We start from the raw sequence: 17,881 nt of genomic DNA, 5'->3' as shown, positions 1-17,881 counted from the left end.
GGTCAGGGCGGGCCCGCGTCCACGTACGGTTCAACGGACAACCACGGGGTGGCGTTCCCGCCCGGCGAGGTGATCCGGGTCACGCGATGAAACGCCTGGTCAGAACGCGGGAACCTGGTCAGGGCGTGGGCACCCGCCCCTCGCGGGTCCAGTCCAGCAACTCGTCAGCCGTCCAGGTGTTCACCACCCGCCCGGCGGGCACCCCGCACTCCTCGGCGCGGGCACAGCCCAGGATCTGCCAGTCCAGCTGGCCCGGCGCGTGCGCGTCGGTGTCGATGGAGAACAGCGTCCCGGCGTCCACTGCCTTGCGCAGCAGCCGTTTCGGCGGGTCCAGCCGCTCCGGACGGCTGTTGATCTCCACGGCGGTGCCGGACTCGGCGCACGCGGCGAACACCTCGTCCGGGTGGAACGCCGACTCGGGCCGCCCGCGCCCGGTGAGCAGCCGACCGGTGCAGTGGCCCAGCACGTCGGCGTGCGGATCGGAGACGGCGGCCACCATCCGGCGGGTCATCGCGGCGGCGTCCATCTTCAGCTTGGAGTGCACCGACACCACCACGACGTCCAGCCGCTCCAGCAGCTCCGGCTCCTGGTCCAGCGAGCCGTCGTCCAGGATGTCGCACTCGATGCCGGTGAGCAGCCGGAACGGTGCCCAGCGCGCGTTCAGCGCCTCGACCAGGTCGAGCTGCTCGCGCAGCCGCTCGGGGGAGAGGCCGCGGGCCACGGTGAGGCGGGGGGAGTGGTCGGTGAGCGCGGTCCACTCATGGCCCAGCTCGGCCGCCGCCCAGCCCATCTCCTCGATTCCGCTGCCGCCGTCCGACCAGTCCGAGTGGGTGTGGCAGTCCCCGCGCAGCAGCGCCCGCAGCTCCTCGCCGCCGTCCGCCGTCAGCGGGCCCCCGGCGTCCTCCTCCAGCGAGCGCAGATACGCGGGCGTGTCCCCGGTCAGCGCCTCCTCGACCACCTTCGCGGTCTTCGGCCCGATGCCCTTCAGGGTCTGGAGCGTGCCCGTGGAGACCCGCCGGGCGATCTCGTCCTCGGGCATGTCCTTCAGCACGCGGGCGGCGGTGCGAAAGGCCCGCACCCGGTAGGTGGGCGCGAGCGAGCGTTCCAGCAGGAAGGCGATCCGGTCCAGCGCCGCGACGGGTTCCATGGCCACCTCCCGGCTCCGCACGGACCTCCAGGGTTGCCCACCGGCGCGGTCTCCGCACGGTGGCGGCCCGGACGGCCCGTGCGGACGAGCCGTCCCCGCGCCTCGCGTTCTACGCTCGGAGACATGACCGAACAATCAGCTCCGTACATGTCCAATCCGCGCATCCGGGTGCTCGGGGTCTGTCAGGGCAAGCCGGGGTCGCCGCCCTTCCGGATCATGGAGATCGACGGCGAGGTGATCGGCGAGGTCACGTCGATCACCGGCGTGCTGGAGGCCGCCGCCGCCCGCGGCATCGTCATCCACGATCTGGACGACCCCGACGTGGTCCGCTGGGTCGGCGGCGACAAGTTCACCTGGCGGGTGCGCGGCATCCGCCGAGGCGAGGGGTGACTAGCCCACGGTCCACTTCTGGGCGGCGGTGCCGTTGCAGGTGTACAGCTGGAGCCGGGTGCCGTTGGCCGAATTGGCGCCCGTCACGTCCAGGCACTTGTTGGCCTGGGGATTGACGATGTCGTTGGCCGAGGAGACGACCCACTTCTGGTTGGCGCTGCCCGCGCAGTCCCACAGTTGCAGGGGCGTACCGTCCGCCGTTCCGTTGTCCTTCAGGTCCAGGCACTTGCCGAGCGCCCGTATCGTGCCGTCCGAGCCGACGGTCCACTGCTGGGCGGCCGAGCCGTTGCAGTCGTAGAGCTGTACGGGGGTGCCGTTGGCGGAGTTCGCCGCCGCCACGTCCGCGCACTTGCCCGCCAGGCCGCGGATGGCCTTGCCGCCCGTCGAGCCGCCGCTCGTGGTCACCGACACCGAGTCCACGACGAGCTGCGCCGGGAACTGGGTCGAGCCGTCCGGGTCGCCGGGCCAGTAGCCGCCGACCGCGAGGTTCAGGATCAGGAAGAACGGCTTGTTGAACACCCAGGTCTTCCCGCCCAGGTCGGCCGGGGTGCGCCGCTGGTAGACGTTGCCGTCCACGGTCCAGGTGATGGAGTCCGGGGCCCAGTCGACCGCGTAGGTGTGGAAGGCGTCCGCGAACGCCTGCCCGTTCGGCAGCGAGTAGCCCGCGCCGATGCCGCCCGAGCCGGAGTAGCCGGGGCCGTGGATGGTGCCGTGCACGGTGGAGGGCTCGAAGCCGACGTTCTCCATCACGTCGATCTCGCCCGAGTCCGGCCAGTTCACCGGCGTGCCCAGCATCCAGAACGCGGGCCACATGCCCTGCCCGCGCGGGATCTTCATCCGGGCCTCGACATGCCCGTACTGCGCGTTGAACTTGCCCGAGGTGTTCAGCCGGGCCGAGGTGTACTGGCAACTGCCGTACCAGCACTGGTAGTTCGCGGGGTTCTCACGCTTGGCGGTGATGACCAGGTGGCCCTGGCCGTCCAGCGCCGCGTTCTTGGTGCCCGAGGTGTAGTACTGCCGCTCGTGGTTGTTGACGTTGTCTCCGGTCTCCAGCGTCCACTTGGAGCCGTCCACGGCCGAACCCGCCGGGCCGTCGAAGGAGTCCGAGAACGTCGCCGCCGCGACGGCCGGGGCGGCGGCCGTATCGGCCCTCGCGGGACCGACGGCCGCCGAACCGACCAGCGCGGCGGAGAGAGCGGCAAGGAGGCATCTGCGGAGCAGGCGTGGGGATGCCATGACTCTCCGTTTCACATGGGGGGAGTGACGCCTCTTGTTGTAGAGATCGGGACCGGGGCCGTCAATACCTTGGTACAGACCAGTGATCGACGGCTCGGACAAACCGGTGGAGGACGCTCAGTCCTCCACCACCTTGGGCCGCCGCGCGTGCACCGCCCGCCCCAGTCGGCGCCCCAGTAGCAGCCAACCCAGCAGCGCACCCGTGGTGTTGAGGATGACGTCGTCGATGTCGAAGGCGCGCCCGGTGATCAGCGCGCCCTGGGTCAGCTCCACCATCAGCATCACCAGCGCGGTGAGGAACAGGACTTGGAGGACGCCCCGCGCCCGCGGAGCCAGCACCGGCACCAGCACGCCGAACGGCACGCCCAGCAGGACGTTGCCGCCGATCTGCTTCAGGGTGTCGCGCACCGTCCCGTACTCGAAGTACGCCTTCAGGGAGTTGCCCGGGTGCATGTTGCTGTGCGTCAGCGCCTCCGACGCGGGCGACGGCTCCAGCGTGATCCGGGCCAGCGCGATGGCGAACGCCACCATGAAGATGAACGCCAGCAGCATGATCGGTAGCCGGATCGGCAGCGGCAGCGGCCTGCGCTCCGCCACCACCGGGGCGGGCTCGGTGACCGGCTCCGGCTCGACCGGCGCGGGCTCGGTCTTCTCCAGGCGCCCCCGCCGCAAAGGGGTGCGCAGTACGGTCGGCAGGCGAAGGGCGGTACGGGCCATGCGGTGGTCCTCCAGTCGTGAACATCCCCGTGAGAAGCAGCGAGTGCCCGGTAACCGGCCGGTGATGCCGGTCCGGGCGAAGCTTCAGGAGCCGTACGACACGCGTACGTCCTTGAAGCCGAGGGAGCGCAGCAGGCCCTGGAGCATGCCGGTGGTGTTGGACTCGGCGCGTGTGGTCAGCTCGCTGTCCTGCGCGGCCTCGCCGATGTGCTTGACGGCAAGCTTCTGCACCGCCTGCTCGCCATTGGGGTTGTCCGAGAACAGATCGCCGAGCCGGTCGAGCAGACCGCGCTGCTTGGATACGGCGTACGAGCGGTCCGGGTCCAGCGCGGGCTTGCCGAGCTGGGCGTGCGGCAGCTTCAGGACGGCGGAGGTGCGGTCGTCGTTGACCGTCACGTCCTGCTCGCCGACCTTGCCGAGGTCCACATAGGCGTCCACGGTGCCCGCGCCGACGTACAGCGTGCGGGTGCCGCGCAGCGCGTCGGGCAGATACTTGGCGTTCTTCTCCAGGTCCACGACGACCTGGAAGTTGCCCGAGGCGGCCTGGTAGCGGCTCATGTCCTGGATGGACTGCAGCAGCGCCGGGCCCGAGCGGTCGCGGGACTCGGTGCCGAACAGGTCCTTGATGCCGGGCAGCACGGCCAGCCGTATCCCGGCGAACAGCAGCACCAGCACCAGGGCGATGCCCGCCAGCACCTTGACCCAGAGCGGCGTCCGCCGCCGGGGCCGCTGCTGGACCGTAGTCGCCTCACCGGCCGTAGTCGTCTTCTCCACGGTTCTCCCTTCCCCCTCCTCGGATGCCCACCAAGTAAGCGAACAGGCAAGCGAGTTGACCATCCCCCGCCGCTGACGTACGTACCCCTGCCGCTCCCGTACGAGACCCGCCACGCCAGGCGTCCGGGCCGGGCGGGGGAGGGCCGATAGCATGGCCGCCCAGCCCGTACCGATCATGCGAGGAGCGGGATCGTGCGAGACATCGCCGTCTTCAGCGGCAGCGCCCACCCCCGGCTGGCCGAGGAGGTGTGCGCGCACCTGGGCGTCGCCCTCAGTCCGGCACGGGTCAGCAGGTTCGCCAACGACTGCCTGGAGGTCCAGCTCCGGGCCAACTGTCGGGAACGGGACGTCTTCCTGCTCCAGCCGCTGGTGCGGCCGGTGCAGGAGCACCTGGTGGAGCTGCTGATGATGTGCGACGCGGCCCGCGGCGCCTCCGCGGCCCGGATCACCGTCGTCATGCCGCACTACTCCTACGCCCGCTCCGACAAGAAGGACACGCCCCGCATCTCGCTCGGCGGCCGCCTGGTCGCGGACCTGCTGGTGGCGGCGGGCGCCAGTCGGGTGCTGACCATGACCCTGCACGCCCCGCAGGTGCACGGCTTCTTCTCGGTGCCGGTCGACCACCTGCACGCGCTGCGCGAACTCGCCGCGCACTTCCGGCAGTACGACCTGTCCCGCACCACCGTCGTCTCCCCGGACCTCGGCAACGCCAAGGAGGCCGCCGCCTTCGCCCGGCTGATCGGCGCCCGGGTCGCGGCCGGGGCCAAACAGCGGTTCGCGGACGACCGGGTCAGCATCAGCTCGGTGATCGGCGACATCACCGGCCGGGACGTGATCGTGCTGGACGACGAGATCGCCAAGGGCAGCACGGTGCTCGAACTTGTGGACCGGCTGCGGGAGTTGGAGCCACGCTCGATCCGGATCGCCTGCACCCACGGTCTGTTCGCCGCGGGTGCCCTGAAGCGGCTGGGCGAACAGCCGGACGTCCTGGAGATCGTCTGCACCAACACCGTCCCGGTGCCGGAGGACGAGCACTCCGACAAGCTCCGCGTCCTGTCCATCGCCCCCGCGCTCGCCGAGGCGGTACGGCGCATCCACGACGGGGAATCGGTGAGCGCGCTGTTCGAGCAGCCCGCGGAGGCTTAGCGGGGGTCCGCGGCCCGCAGGGCCGACTCCAGGGTCGGGTGCGGGGGCAGGATGCTGGTCAGGCCCGTGGCCCCGAGGACGCGGAGGGTAAGGGGGTGGACGCAGACCAACTGGAGGTGGCCGCCGCGTTCCAGGACGCGGCGCCGGGCCCGGTTCACCAGGCGCAGCCCCGAGCAGTCGAAGAACTCCACGGGGCGCAGATCCAGTACGACACGGGCGTGTTCGCGGCCGGTGAGCCGGTCCAGCAGGGGCGAGATCTCCGCCGCCGAAGCGATGTCGATCTCACCCCGTAACTCCAGCACGGTGTACCCGCGGTCCTCGTGCACGCGCAGATGCCGGGTGGGCGGGGTGGGTTCCTCCCGCACGACGGCACCCCCTCCCACCCGCGCCCGCGACGCATCGCGCCGCCCGGCAACCTAGCTCGACAGGAGGAATTTGAGCATGTTCGCTTGACATATGTCTTCGAGTTTGACGTAGCTGGTTCGAATCTGTGCGTTTGTGATCGGCCAGCTACCGGCCGCCCGTCGGCTAGCTATCGACCAGCCGGCCAGGTGCCCGTGGAGCGCATGACCGCCTTGGCCCGCGTGCGGTCCACCACGCTGCGGGCCACCGCGAAGATCGCGCCCTGCATCGCCGCCGCCAGCAGGATCTCGCCCCAGCGGCGGTCCTGGTCCAGCGGGTCGGGCGCCTCCTCCTCGTGCCGGATCACCATCCACGCCTTCCGGAACGCCAGCCCGGCCAGCGCACCGCCCGCCCAGCTGATCGCGAAGCCGACCGGTTTGTGGAGGAGGGGCGCCTTGATCTTGCTGATGTTCTTGTTCTTCTTCGCCATGTGTCACTCCTTCCTCACCGGGCCCGGGTCCTCTCCCGACAGCCCCCGACCTCCCCCGTCCGGGCCCGTGTGATCCTCCCCGCCCGGGGCAGTCGGCGACAGGTGAGCGCTACTTCGGAACAGCAGCCGGACACGAAGACCGACGACAGAGACGGCCAGGAGGCCGCCAAGACCGACAGTCATACCCGTGTCACCGTCCTCGTGGCACTCGGCGCGAACCTGGTGATCGCGGTCGCCAAGGCCGTCGGCGGGATCTTCGCGGGCTCGCCCGCCCTGCTGTCGGAGGCCGCGCACTCGGTCGCCGACAGCCTGAACGAGGTGTTCCTGCTGGCCGCGCTGCGCCGCAGCCGCCGCCCGCCGGACGCCCGCCACCCCTTCGGCTACGGCAAGGAACGGTTCTTCTGGTCCCTGCTCGCCGCGGTCGGGATCTTCGTCATGGGCGGCTGCTTCTCCTTCTTCCAGGGCTTCGAGGCGATCACGAGCGGCGCCGAGGAGAAGTTCAGCGGCTACATCGCCGGTCTCATCGTGCTCGGCGTCGCGTTCGTCGCCGAGGGCCTGTCCCTGTTTCGGGCCGTGCGCCAGGCGCACCGCCAGGGCGTGAGCGTGGGGGACGTGGAGGACCCCGCGCTGCGTACCGTGCTCGCCGAGGACGGCACCGCGGTGCTCGGTGTCACCTTCGCCGCCATCGGCATGGTGCTGCACATGCTCACCGGCCAGGCCCTCTGGGAGGGCTGCGCGTCGATCCTGATCGGCGCCCTGCTGGTCTACGTCGCCTACCGGCTCGGCCGCGACGCCCGCGACCAGCTCATCGGCGAGGCCGCCGACCCCGAGCTGACCGGGCGGATACGGGAACTGTTGCGGGCCCAGCCGGAGATCGACAGCGTGGAGGCGCTGTTCACGATGAAGACCGGCATCGACTCCGCCCTCGTGGCCGCCCGCGTCGACCTGGTGCCGGGGATGGACAGCGAGGAGGTCGAGGAGGTCGCCGTACGCATCAAGCGGTCCGTCGCCGAGATGTTCCCCGACGCCGGACAGATCTTCCTCGACGTGACCGACCGCGACGCGAGCGACCGCCCGCCGGGCGAGGCGCGCGAAAGCCCCGCCGCGACGGGGGAGCGCGGCGGGGCCTGACCTTCGCGTGCCCGCCGGGGGACGGTTCACACCCGCGAGGTGCGCGAACCGTCCCCCGGCGGCCGTTCAGCTCGCGTCGGCGGGCTCCAGCACGAAGAGCGGGATCTCCCGGTCGGTCTTCTCCTGATAGTCGGCGTACGGCGGATAGGCGGCGACGGCCCGCTCCCACCACTTCGCCTTCTCGTCGCCCGTGACCTCGCGGGCCCGCATCTCCCGCTTGACCGGCCCGTCCTGGAGCTCGACCGCCGGATCGGCCTGGACATTGAAGTACCAGACCGGATGCTTGGGCGCGCCGCCCAGGGACGCGACCGCCGCGTACGTCCCGTCGTGCTCCACCCGCATCAGCGGCGTCTTGCGGATCTTGCCGCTGCGGTTGCCGCGCGTGGTCAGGATGATCACCGGCATCCCGGTGTCCCGCAGCGTCGTCCCCTCCGTCCCGCCGGACCTCTCGTACTGCTCGACCTGATCGCGTACCCATTGCTCCGGGCTCGGCTCGTACTCGCCCTCAAGAGGCATGGCTTCTCCCCTTCGTCGTGTTTCCTCGTGCCGACGGCTTCACGCCTGCGCTCCACCGCAACACGGGGGGCCGCCGGAATCATCCGTACCGCGCAATCTCTGGGCCACGCGGGTGAATAGCCGGATCTCTCCGGCCGTTCCCGGCCGGGGGTGGCCGAAAAGGGGCGCGGGCGACGACACTGGGAGGACCGATGTGCGTCGGACGACCGGATTCCGGTACCTGGACACCTCAGGCGGACGCGCTTCTTCGGCCAGATCCGACGGGTCGCCGATCTGGCCGAACTTGGCGTCGCCCCATAGGTGCCCGGGGCATCTAATGAAGATCGGTTCGAGGTACTTCTTCGTCTGCGAGGTCCACCCATGACGGAACTGACGGACACCACCGGCCCCGCGAAGGCGGCAGACCCCGTCGCCTTCCCGCAGGACCGCACCTGTCCCTACCACCCGCCCACCGGGTACGGCCCGCTGCGCGAGGGGCGGCCGGTCTCCCGCGTCACCCTGTACGACGGCCGGGAGGTCTGGGCCGTCACCGGGCACGGCGCGGCCCGCGCGCTGCTCGCCGACCCCCGGCTGTCCAGCGACCGGTGCCGCCCGGAGTTCCCGATCCCCACCGCCCGGTTCGCGGGCGTCCGGGACCGCCGGGTCGCCCTCCTCGGCCTGGACGACCCCGAGCATCAGATCCAGCGGCGGATGATGATCCCGTCGTTCACGGTCAAACGCGCCGCGGCGATGCGGCCCGCCATCCAGGAGATCGTCGACGACCTCCTGGACGCCATGATCGCGCGGGGCCCGACGGCCGAGCTGGTGTCGGCGTTCGCGCTGCCGGTGCCGTCCATGGTGATCTGCGGCCTGCTCGGGGTGCCGTACGCCGACCACGAGTTCTTCGAGGAGCAGTCCCGCAAGCTGCTGCGCGGGCCGACGGCCGAGGACAGCCAGAACGCCCGCACGGAGCTGGAGACCTACCTCGGCGGCCTGATCGACGCCAAGGCCGCCCACCCCGAGCCGGGCGAAGGGGTACTGGACGACCTGGTCCACAAGCAGCTCAGCGAGGGTGCGCTGGACCGGCGCGAACTCGTCTCGCTCGCCGTCATCCTGCTGGTCGCCGGGCACGAGACCACCGCCAACATGATCTCGCTCGGCACCTACACCCTGCTCCAGCACCCCGAACGGCTGGCCGAGCTGCGCGCCGACCCCGCGCTGCTGCCGACCGCCGTCGAGGAGCTGATGCGGATGCTGTCCATCGCGGACGGCCTGGTCCGGGTCGCCGTCGACGACATCGAGATCGACGGCGTCACCATCCGCGCCGGGGAAGGGGTGATGTTCTCCACCTCGGTGATCAACCGCGACGACTCCGTGTACGCGGACCCCGACGCCCTCGACTGGAACCGCTCCGCCCGCCATCACGTCGCCTTCGGCTTCGGCATCCACCAGTGCCTGGGCCAGAACCTGGCGCGCGCGGAGCTGGAGATCGCCCTCGGCACCCTGCTCGCCCGGCTGCCCGGCCTGCGCCTCGCGGTACCGGCCGAGGAGATCCCGTTCAAGCCCGGCGACACGATCCAGGGGATGCTGGAACTCCCCGTGACCTGGTAAGAGGCTTCTCGCCATGCACACCGACATCGAGATCGACAAGGACCTCTGCATCGGCGCGGGCCAGTGCACGCTGGCAGCACCGAGCGTCTTCACCCAGGACGACGACGGCTACAGCACGCTGCTGCCCGGCGCCGAGGACGGGGCGGGCAGCCCCATGCTCCGGGAGGCCGCCCGCGCCTGCCCGGTCGGCGCGATCACCGTCACCGAGAGCTGACCGCCGCGCAGTTGGGCCCATAGCTCAACAGGGCTTATAGGGTTTCCCGGTGACCGAACCCACCGGGAAGCCCTTTCTCTACGTCGTCGTCTGCGCCGCCGGTGTCGCCTTCGGCGTCGGCACGCTGATCGCCGAGGCCCAGGAGCGGGGCTGGGAGGTGGGGGTGATCGCCACCCCGGCGGCGATGAACGGCTTCTTCGACGCGACCGGCACCGCGTCCCGCACCGGCCGCCCGGTCCGCTCCGCCTGGCGCTCACCGGCCGACCCGCGCCCCTTTCCGCCACCGGACGCGGTCGTGGTGGCCCCGGCGACCTTCAACACCGTCAACAAATGGGCCCAGGGCATCGCGGACACCCTGGCCGTCGGCACCCTCTGCGAGGCGCTGGGGCTCGGCGTGCCCCTCGCGGTCCTGCCCAGCGTGGGCGAGGCGCTGGCCGCCCACCCCGCCTACCAGGAGAGCCTGACCCGGCTGCGCGGTCTCGGCGTCCGCTTCGGGGAGGGGCGGGTGCCGGGCGCGTTCGACTGGATACGCGGGCTGGAACTGCTGGACGGCCCCTGAGAGCGTCAGCCCGTCCGGCGTACGTACCCGGGCTCGCCCGGTGGGGAGACGTCCAGGTCGCGGCGGACGATGCTGAGCCGCGAGCCCCACGCGGACACCGCCTTGGTGAGGCCCGTGTCGGTGTACTCGATGTCCAGCACCCGGTCGTCGAAGGCGCGGGCGTAGGTTCCGCATTCGTCGTACTGGCCGCACTCCTCGGCCACCGCGAAGTCGAGACCGGCGCTCTCGCGCTTGCCCGCCAGTTCCGGGGTGTTCTTCTGGCCGACGGCCAGGTGGCGGGCGTGGGCGTGCCGGGTGAGCAGGCGCATGAAGGCGGTCGCGTCGGCGGGGGTGAGCAGGTGGCGGGAGCGGGTGTAGCTGTCGTAGTTGTCGGGCTCGATCGCGTCGTAGCCCTTGTCCGCGCAGCCGTCGGTCCAGCGGTTCACCCGGTCGGCGATCCGGGCCCGCTTGGCCGGGGTACCGATGTCGAGCAGGGGCTCGTCCCAGTCCTCGTCGACGACGACCCGGCCCGCGCGGTCGCGCAGCAGCAGGTCGGCCGGCCAGTCGGCGCGCTCCTGCGGCTGGGCCTGGAAGGCGTTGACGTAGCAGACGGTGTACAGGCCATCGGCGGGGGAGTCGGCGCGGTCGCGGGTGACAACGCGGACGCCTGCGGGCGGGGGGTATGCGCCGCCGATCTGGTAGTCGAACCCGGCGTGCCGGGGCGGCAGTCGGGGCGCCCGCGGTGCCGGGTCGTGCCCGGTGCCGCAGCCGGTGAGGAGCAGGGTGAGGGCGAGCAGAACGGCTCGGCTCCCGTCACCGGGCTTTCTGTGATGCGTCAACGATTTCGTGTCTCCTGAATATGGGTCAAAGATCTCCCGTGAACCCGTTTTCGGACGGGAGATCTCTTGTTCCCCACTGTCGCCCTGTGCGAAAGTGTGCGTCGCTGTGACGGGAGTGATTGTCCCTCACCCAACGGGAGTTGATGTCGGCTCGGCCACCCTCCCGCCGATTGGTACGGACCTGATTCCGGGTGCATTCTGGAGGAACAGAGCGTGAAGGGCGAAGGGCTGTCGAATTCCCAGGATTCCACGAGGCCGTTCGGGATATCCGACGGCGAACTCAGCGCGGAACTCATGAAGTGGACGGGAACGACGCCGGGACTGCACCCCGTGGGTGAACTCCTCGACCGGCACTGGGCCGCCGCCTTCACCTACGCCCGGCTCTGCGCCGACGGACCGCGCGCGGCGGGCATGCTGACCACCGCCGCGTTCACCCGGCTCTTCGGCGAGTCGCTCCGCCAGGCCGGGCCGTCCGCCGCCTGGCGCCCCCAACTCCTCGTCGCCGTACGGCGGATCGCCGCCGAATGGGACACCGACGGCAGGCAGGAACTCCTGCATCCCGCGCTGCGGCCCGACCCGGCGAGCGGGGAGCGCGCCGCCGCCCGGCTGCTCCCGGCGCCCGGCAGGCGGCTGCTGGCGCGCGCCTTCCAGCGGCTGCCCCAGCCCTCCCGCGCGGTGCTCTGGCACACCGAGGTCGAGGGCGAACCCCTCGCCGTGCCCGCCGCGCTGCTGGGGCTGGACGAGGAGAGCACCGCCGTCGAACTCGGCCGCGCACGCGACCGGTTGCGCGAGGAGTGCCTCCAGACGCACCGCGAACTGGCCCCCGACGCCGAGTGCGGCCGCTATCTGCGGATGCTGGACGTCACCTTCCGGCGCGGCGGCGGGCTCGCCATGGACCCGGACCTGGGCGGCCACCTCGACGGCTGCGGCCACTGCGGCCGCACCGCGGACCAGCTCGCCCGCTTCAACGAGGGGCTCGGCCTCGCCCTCGCCGAGGCCGTGCTCGGCTGGGGCGCCGCCGCCTACCTCGCCGCCCGCGCCGACGACAGCGCCGCGCCGCCCGTACCCGCGATGCCCCTGCCGTCCGGCGGTGAGGACTTCGCGCCCCCGGCCGCCGCACCCGTCACGGTCGACGAGGCCCCCGGCGGCCGTACCGCCCACCGCGCGGCCCGGCGGGCCCGCAGGCGCAACCTCTCACTGGCCGTCACCACCGTGAGCGCCCTGGTCGCGCTGCCCCTCGTCCTGTGGGCCGTGCTCGGCTCCGACGACGGCCCCGCCACGGCCCACGGCGCCACCCCGTCCCCGACACCGGGCACCTCCACGCCCGCGCCCCAGCCGTCCTGGGCGGGCGCGGACGGCAACCGGCCCACGGTGCGCGGCCGACTGCACAACGTCGCCTCCGGGCGGTGCGTGGGCATCGTCGGCCAGAAGGCCGTCGAGGGCGCCGAGACCGAGGTCGTCACCTGCTCCTCGGCACCCGGCCAGCGCTGGCGGTACGAGGCGGACGGCAGGCTGCGCAGCGACGCGGCGCCCGCCCTCTGCCTGGACTCCCGGCTCGGCTACTCGGTCCGGCTCGCCCCCTGCTCGGCCACCGGCACCGACGGCCGCTTCATCCGCTACGACTTCACCCTCCAGGGCACCCTCGTACCCCGCTGGGACCAGAACCTGGCCCTCACCCCGGCCGCCACCGACGGCTCCGGGGCGCTGGTGCTGAAGAACCGCGCCGAGACCGCCGTCCAGCGCTGGGTCGTGGACACCGCCGGGAACGATCCGCAGATGGAGGTCGTCAACTGGGACAAGGGAGCCACCAAGCCCCCGGCCCGAAGGACCTCTGCGAAGCCCACCCCGGCCGAGCACTCCACGAGTCCGGCACCGGCCCCGAGCAGCAGCCCCACCCCGACGGCGACCGCCAGTCCCACGCCCAGCGCGACGGACGACGACACCTGCTCCTCGTACCGGGACCGCTGCGGCAGGGACGGCGGGGGAGGCGGACACCGGTACGGGGGTGGCGGCTTCGGGGGTCGGCACCGCTGAGCCGTGGCTCAGTGATGGTGCGGCGGGGGCGGGATCGTGCTCAGGCCGGGGGCCTCTCCGGGCCAGACCAGCAGGACCGGGCACGGGGCGTGGTCGACCGTGAAGCGGGCCGCCGGGCCCAGACTGTGCGGGCCGAGACGGGAGCGGTCGCCGTCGCGGGCCAGCACCAGCAGGCCCGCGCCCTCGGCCGCCGCGACCACCTCCCGCTCCGGCCGCCCCGACCGTTCCTCGCGTACGCACGGGCGGCCCAGGCGCTCGGCGGCCGCGTCCAGCAGCTCCGCCGCCGAGCCGTCGCCGAGTGCCTCCAGCCGGTCACCCGGATCGGCCTCCCAGCCCTCCGCCGGACCCTGCCCCCAGGCCCGCCCCCGCCCCATCAGCCCCGCGAACGCGCCGTGCGCCACCTCCGGCACCTCGGGCCCCGTCACATGCAGCAGCACCACCTCACGGGCGTGCGGGGCGTGCACGCGCACGGCGTCCACACAGGCGGGCCAGGTGCCCTCGACGAGCCAGACGACCGCACGCATCCGATGCCCTCCTCGTTCCACGCCATCCCGTCAGAAGATCTGCAGCGCCCCCCACAGTGCCACCACCGACACCGCCAGCGCCGAGGGCACGGCGACCAGACCCAGCCGGGTGAACTCCCCGAGGTCCACGCCCTCGTCGTGCTGGTGCACGATCCGCCGCCACAGCAGGGTGGCCAGCGAACCGGCGTAGGTGAGGTTCGGGCCGATGTTCACGCCCAGCAGCACCGCCAGCACCGCGCCCGCCCCGCCCGGCGCCGCCAGCGGCAGCAGCACCAGCACGGCGGGCAGGTTGTTGATCAGGTTGGCCAGCACGGCGGCCAGCGCGGCGATCCCCAGCAGTGCGAGCAGCCCGCTCCCGGACGGCAGCAGCTGCCCGAGCGCGTCCGAGAGCCCGTTGTCCACGACCGCCCGCACCACCACGCCCAGCGCCAGCACGAACGCCAGGAACGGCGGCGCGGCCGCCCGCACCACGGACAGCGGGGTCGCCTGCCGCCGCAGCACGGCCCGCCCGGCCAGCACCAGCGCCCCCGCGGCCGCCGCCCAGGCCGGATCGACACCGAACGCCGACGCCACCACGAACCCGGCGAGCGTGCAGCCCACGGTGACCAGCGCGAACACCGGCAGCGGCGGCTCCTCCCCGGTGTCCCGCGCGACCGGTGCCGCCGCCGAGAGGTCGCGGCGGAAGAAGCGCCGGAACACCACGTACTCCACGCCGATCGCGGCCAGCCAGGGCAGCGCCATCAGCGCCGCGAACCGGGTGAAGGACAGCCCGCTCGCCGCGAACGCCAGCAGGTTCGTCAGATTGGACACCGGCAGCAGCAGTGACGCCGTGTTCGACAGATGCGTGCACGCGTAGACATGCGGCTTGGGGCGCACGCCGGAGCGGGCGGCCGTGGCGAACACCACCGGGGTCAGCAGCACGATCGTCGCGTCCAGACTCAGTACGGCCGTGATGACCGAGGCCAGCGCGAACACCGCCGTCAGCAGCCGTACCGGCCGCCCCCGCGACCAGCGGGCCATCCACGCCCCGCAGGCCCGGAACAGGCCCTCCACGTCGCAGAAGTGGGCCAGCACCAGCACCGCGGCCAGGAATCCCACGACCGGGCCCAGCCGGGCCACCTCGTCGCGGGCGTGGTCCAGGGAGATGGCGCCGGTGAGGATGGCGACACCGGCGGCGGGCACCGCGAGCACCGCCTCCGTCCAGCCGAAGGGCCGTACCACCGCCCAGGCGAGCACGGCGACGAGCAGGACGGCCGACAGGGCCTCGGCGAGCGGGGTGTTCAGGGCGTTCCTCCGGACCTGGGGTGATGTGCCCGCTCATGAAAACAGACGCCGGTGCGCCGGGCCGACCGGGGCCCGGCGCCGTCGTGCCCGGTCAGGCGCCCGAACCGGGGGCGAACACGGTCAGGCGGACCGAGGACGCGTTCCCGGAGACCGGCACCGCGCCGCCCGTCCAGGTCACCTTCAGCGGGTCCCGCTCATCGGGCGGGGTGACCACCAGCGAGGCCGGCTTCGCCGTCTTCGCGCCGCTGATCTGCGGGTTGGAGAAGGTCAGCCCGGCCCACGCGCTCTGGCCGGGGCGCAGCGTGACCGTCACCGGAGAGCCCGAGGTGCGCTCCGGGTCACGGCCGAGCTGGGTGCCGGAGGCGTTCACGAAGGCCGCGCCCGGATAGCCGCGCAGGGTGCAGGTGCGGGACGACTTGTTGGTGAGGACGACGGGGAAGTTCTCCTGCCCGGCGCCCGGGTCCACGCGGCCCACGGCGGCCCGCAGCTCCGAGGTGTGGCAGCGGGTGCTCTTCGCGCTGTCGGGCTTGACGGTCCTCGTCGCCGTGTCCGGCGCCGAGCTGGGGGTCGAAGTGCCGCCGCTCTGGGTCACCGGAGAGGGGGTGTCGGCGGGGTCGGGCGAGCCGGTGGACTCGGGCGGGGCCGAGGTCTCGGTCGCGGGCGCCGCCGAACCGGACACCGTCTTCGCCGGTGCCGCGCCCACGTCGCCGTTGCCGCAGGCGGTCAGGAGGCCCAGTACGGCGGCGGTGCCCACGAGCAGGGTCCCGCGCCGCCTGGCCGGGGATGAGTTCGCCATGTCGCACATGCCTCCCTGAAATCCACGGCACACGGGGGCCGCGTGCCGTCGGCGCCCGATGCGCCGTCACACCTTCCGATGCGCCGTCCGGCGGAAAAGTTCGGGACGCGGCGAAAAAACCTCCGCGCCCGAAGAAGTCTCCGCTCACCGGGGCCTCCCCGCCACGCCGGACGAGGGTTCCCCCCGATCAGGTGACCCGCAGCGAGCGGAGTATGCCGTCGGTGGCGGCCGGGTCGCCGTGCTGGCGCACCTGCACGTACACCTGCGGGCCGTGCGCGCCGTCCGAGGGGCGCAGCGCGGTCTCGGTGACCGAGCCGCCGCCCGCGCAGCCGCTCCATACCCGGACCGTGCCCCGCCAGCCGGACCCCGTGAACGCGCGCCGGTCCGCGCTCCGGCAGCCGGAGTGCGCCAGCGCGTCCACCCGGCCGGTGAGATCCCCCTCGCCGACGCCCACGAACACGCCGTTCACCGGCGCGCGGAGGTCGGACCAGCGGGACAGGTCGTCGGCCACCACCAGCCCCGGTTCCCGCCCGGCCGCCAGCCCGAGCGCCCGCGGGTCCCACCCGGAGTCGCGCAGCTCCCGGTCCCAGTCCGGGGGCACCTCCACCGCGATCCGGCCGGACGCGTCCCGTACCCGCGCCGCCTCCGCGGCGCTCCCGGCGGGCCGGTGCAGTACCAGCGCCGCCGCGCTCCCGGCGGCCACCAGACCCACCGCGGCGGCCACCGCGAGCACCGCGCGCCTGCCCCGCACCGCCCCGGACGAGCCTGCCCGGCCGGGGCCCGCCGCCAGCCGGTCCAGCTCGTCCGCGAACGCCCGCGCGGACGGCCAGCGCCGCTCCCGGTCCGGCTCCAGCGCCCGCAGCACGGCCCGCTCCACGCCGGTGTCCAGCTCCGGCCGCAGCCGGGCGGGCGGCACCACCTTGCCCGGCGCGCCCGGCACCGTCCCGGTGAGCAGTTCGTAGCCCACCGCGCCCAGGCTGTAGACGTCGGCGCGCTCGTCGATGCCCGCGTTGGGCTCGGCCTGCTCCGGGGGCTGATAGCCCGCCGAACCCGCCGCGAGGGTGAGCGCGGACGCCTGCGCGAGGCTCTTGGCCAGCCCCAGGTCGGCCAGCAGCAGCCGCCGCCCGCCGTCCGGGGCGGTGCGCAGCAGCAGGTTGGTCGGCTTGACGTCCCGGTGCACGATCCCGGCCTCGTGCAGCGCGGCGGCACCCCGCGCGGCCAGCGCCGTCAGCTCCAGCGCCTCGGCGACCGGCAGCGGACCCGCGGCGAGCAGGTCGGCGACGGTGCCGCCGTCGGCGTACTCCATGACGAAGTACGGTCTGCCGTCGTCCAGTTCGCCGATGTCGTAGACCTGCACCACCCGGCTGGACCCGGCCCGGCGCAGCAGCCGCGCCTCGGACAGGAAACGCTCGCGCACATCGAGGCGGTGGGACCAGTTGTCGGCGAGGACCTTGACCGCCACCAGGGCGTCGAGTTCGTCGTCGTGGGCGAGCCACACGGTGGCGAAGGCGCCACTGCCCAGGCGCTGTTGAAGGCGGTACCGGCCGATCCGCTCCGGGGGGTGCATACGACTATCATGCCTGCCCTGAGATCGACTCCGAGGGGGGAGCGGACGTGCCGGACGCGGCGAGGGCCGAAGAGCTGGCCCGCCTGGCGGCGGCGGGCGACCGGGCGGCCCTGGACCGGTTGCTGACCGAGCTGCGGCCGGAGGTGGTGCGCCGCTGCGGGCGCTTCCTGCCCTGCAGGGAGGACGCCGAGGAGGCCGCCCAGGACGTATTGCTCCAGGTCGCCCGGCACATCGGCGGCTTCGAGGGCCGCAGCCGCTTCAGCACCTGGCTGTACACGGTCGTCGCCAACTGCTGCCGCCAGAAGTACCGCGAGCTGAAGCGGCGGGCCGCCGAACAGCCCGCCCCCGCCGAGGTGCCGGAGCCCGTGGACCCGCGCACCACCAGCGTCATCGCGGGCTCCCGGCTCGACCTGCTGGACGCGCTGGACCGGCTGGAGCGCGAACACCCGCACCTGGTCGCGCCGTTGGTCTACCGAGACCTGTGCAGTCTGGACTACGCCGAGGCCGCCGAACGCGCGGGCATCCCGCTCGGCACCCTGAAGTCCCGGCTGCACGAGGCCCGCAAGCGGGTGCGGCCCTGGCTGCGCGCCCACTGACCCGCCGCTG

The 17,881-nt window shown here is 72.8% G+C and carries 20 protein-coding genes; 8 read left to right on the top strand and 12 right to left on the bottom strand.

The features are described from left to right. Positions 1-118: 118 nt before the first annotated feature. The gene (locus tag ACI2LY_RS01665) at positions 119-1,147 is read right to left on the bottom strand and encodes a PHP domain-containing protein (RefSeq protein ID WP_404705326.1); all 1,029 of its coding nucleotides are present in this window, start codon (positions 1,145-1,147) and stop codon (positions 119-121) included. Between the two features lie 123 nt (positions 1,148-1,270). On the opposite strand from ACI2LY_RS01665, the gene ACI2LY_RS01660 reads away from it, so the two are divergent. Further along, positions 1,271-1,537: a hypothetical protein gene (locus ACI2LY_RS01660; protein ID WP_404705325.1), complete on the top strand. Its 267-nt coding sequence runs from the start codon at positions 1,271-1,273 to the stop codon at positions 1,535-1,537. Here the strand turns inward: ACI2LY_RS01660 and ACI2LY_RS01655 are convergent, their stop codons facing one another. The 3 genes from ACI2LY_RS01655 to ACI2LY_RS01645 all read right to left on the bottom strand — a co-directional run bounded on the left by ACI2LY_RS01655 (position 1,538) and on the right by ACI2LY_RS01645 (position 4,264). Beyond that, on the bottom strand, positions 1,538-2,773 hold the full coding sequence (locus ACI2LY_RS01655; protein WP_404705324.1) for an RICIN domain-containing protein: 1,236 nt from the start codon (positions 2,771-2,773) through the stop codon (positions 1,538-1,540). A 117-nt stretch (positions 2,774-2,890) separates the two neighbouring features. Beyond that, a complete protein-coding gene (locus ACI2LY_RS01650; RefSeq protein WP_404705323.1) occupies positions 2,891-3,490 on the bottom strand; it encodes a VanZ family protein in 600 nt (199 codons plus the stop codon). 84 nt (positions 3,491-3,574) lie between these two features. Then, positions 3,575-4,264: a DUF4230 domain-containing protein gene (locus ACI2LY_RS01645; protein ID WP_404705322.1), complete on the bottom strand. Its 690-nt coding sequence runs from the start codon at positions 4,262-4,264 to the stop codon at positions 3,575-3,577. Between the two features lie 192 nt (positions 4,265-4,456). Here ACI2LY_RS01645 and ACI2LY_RS01640 point away from each other — a divergent pair, with 192 nt between their 5' ends. Further along, on the top strand, positions 4,457-5,410 hold the full coding sequence (locus ACI2LY_RS01640; protein WP_404705321.1) for a ribose-phosphate diphosphokinase: 954 nt from the start codon (positions 4,457-4,459) through the stop codon (positions 5,408-5,410). Here the strand turns inward: ACI2LY_RS01640 and ACI2LY_RS01635 are convergent. Together ACI2LY_RS01635 and ACI2LY_RS01630 are read right to left on the bottom strand one after the other, a co-directional pair. Then, positions 5,407-5,775: an anti-sigma factor antagonist gene (locus ACI2LY_RS01635; RefSeq protein WP_404705320.1), complete on the bottom strand. Its 369-nt coding sequence runs from the start codon at positions 5,773-5,775 to the stop codon at positions 5,407-5,409. The genes ACI2LY_RS01640 and ACI2LY_RS01635 overlap by 4 nt on opposite strands. Positions 5,776-5,942: 167 nt before the next feature. Next, complete coding sequence (locus ACI2LY_RS01630; RefSeq protein ID WP_404705319.1) at positions 5,943-6,242, bottom strand: DUF4235 domain-containing protein; 300 nt, start codon at positions 6,240-6,242, stop codon at positions 5,943-5,945. Positions 6,243-6,344: 102 nt separating this feature from the next. Between ACI2LY_RS01630 and ACI2LY_RS01625 the strand changes: the two genes are divergently transcribed. After that, positions 6,345-7,373: a cation diffusion facilitator family transporter gene (locus tag ACI2LY_RS01625; RefSeq protein ID WP_404705318.1), complete on the top strand. Its 1,029-nt coding sequence runs from the start codon at positions 6,345-6,347 to the stop codon at positions 7,371-7,373. A 66-nt stretch (positions 7,374-7,439) separates the two neighbouring features. Here ACI2LY_RS01625 and ACI2LY_RS01620 read toward each other — a convergent pair whose 3' ends face one another. After that, positions 7,440-7,889, bottom strand: a complete 450-nt coding sequence (locus tag ACI2LY_RS01620; RefSeq protein WP_404705317.1) for a nitroreductase family deazaflavin-dependent oxidoreductase — start codon at positions 7,887-7,889, stop codon at positions 7,440-7,442. A gap of 360 nt (positions 7,890-8,249) precedes the next feature. Here ACI2LY_RS01620 and ACI2LY_RS01615 point away from each other — a divergent pair, with 360 nt between their 5' ends. From ACI2LY_RS01615 to ACI2LY_RS01605, 3 genes are read left to right on the top strand one after another with little or no spacing between them, the layout of a single operon-like run. Next, positions 8,250-9,479, top strand: coding sequence for a cytochrome P450 (locus ACI2LY_RS01615; RefSeq protein ID WP_404705316.1), 1,230 nt, complete (start codon positions 8,250-8,252; stop codon positions 9,477-9,479). Between the two features lie 13 nt (positions 9,480-9,492). Next, on the top strand, positions 9,493-9,693 hold the full coding sequence (locus ACI2LY_RS01610; protein ID WP_135784678.1) for a ferredoxin: 201 nt from the start codon (positions 9,493-9,495) through the stop codon (positions 9,691-9,693). A gap of 49 nt (positions 9,694-9,742) precedes the next feature. Continuing rightward, positions 9,743-10,252: a flavoprotein gene (locus ACI2LY_RS01605; RefSeq protein ID WP_404705315.1), complete on the top strand. Its 510-nt coding sequence runs from the start codon at positions 9,743-9,745 to the stop codon at positions 10,250-10,252. A gap of 5 nt (positions 10,253-10,257) precedes the next feature. Here ACI2LY_RS01605 and ACI2LY_RS01600 read toward each other — a convergent pair whose 3' ends face one another. After that, positions 10,258-11,070, bottom strand: coding sequence for an endo alpha-1,4 polygalactosaminidase (locus ACI2LY_RS01600; protein ID WP_404705314.1), 813 nt, complete (start codon positions 11,068-11,070; stop codon positions 10,258-10,260). Positions 11,071-11,283: 213 nt separating this feature from the next. On the opposite strand from ACI2LY_RS01600, the gene ACI2LY_RS01595 reads away from it, so the two are divergent. Next, positions 11,284-13,104: a ricin-type beta-trefoil lectin domain protein gene (locus tag ACI2LY_RS01595; protein ID WP_404705313.1), complete on the top strand. Its 1,821-nt coding sequence runs from the start codon at positions 11,284-11,286 to the stop codon at positions 13,102-13,104. 8 nt (positions 13,105-13,112) lie between these two features. Here the strand turns inward: ACI2LY_RS01595 and ACI2LY_RS01590 are convergent, their stop codons facing one another. From ACI2LY_RS01590 to ACI2LY_RS01575, 4 genes are all read right to left on the bottom strand, one after another. Next, entirely contained in the window at positions 13,113-13,628 is a 516-nt protein-coding gene (locus ACI2LY_RS01590; protein ID WP_393914532.1) for a universal stress protein, read from the bottom strand. A gap of 30 nt (positions 13,629-13,658) precedes the next feature. Further along, positions 13,659-14,864, bottom strand: coding sequence for an arsenic transporter (locus ACI2LY_RS01585; RefSeq protein WP_404705312.1), 1,206 nt, complete (start codon positions 14,862-14,864; stop codon positions 13,659-13,661). 139 nt (positions 14,865-15,003) lie between these two features. Continuing rightward, the gene (locus ACI2LY_RS01580) at positions 15,004-15,708 is read right to left on the bottom strand and encodes a DUF4232 domain-containing protein (protein ID WP_404705311.1); all 705 of its coding nucleotides are present in this window, start codon (positions 15,706-15,708) and stop codon (positions 15,004-15,006) included. Positions 15,709-15,895: 187 nt separating this feature from the next. Continuing rightward, positions 15,896-17,275 carry a serine/threonine-protein kinase gene (locus ACI2LY_RS01575; RefSeq protein ID WP_404705310.1) on the bottom strand — a complete coding sequence of 460 codons (1,380 nt, stop codon included), beginning with the start codon at positions 17,273-17,275 and terminating at the stop codon, positions 15,896-15,898. A 47-nt stretch (positions 17,276-17,322) separates the two neighbouring features. On the opposite strand from ACI2LY_RS01575, the gene ACI2LY_RS01570 reads away from it, so the two are divergent. Beyond that, positions 17,323-17,871 carry an RNA polymerase sigma factor gene (locus ACI2LY_RS01570; RefSeq protein WP_404705309.1) on the top strand — a complete coding sequence of 183 codons (549 nt, stop codon included), beginning with the start codon at positions 17,323-17,325 and terminating at the stop codon, positions 17,869-17,871. Positions 17,872-17,881: the final 10 nt, after the last annotated feature.

The organism is Streptomyces sp. NPDC002176 (genome assembly GCF_044903645.1).
In the GTDB taxonomy this organism is placed as follows: domain Bacteria; phylum Actinomycetota; class Actinomycetes; order Streptomycetales; family Streptomycetaceae; genus Streptomyces.
Note: the sequence above shows the minus strand (reverse complement) of the source record. Positions and strands in the feature narration are given on the sequence as shown.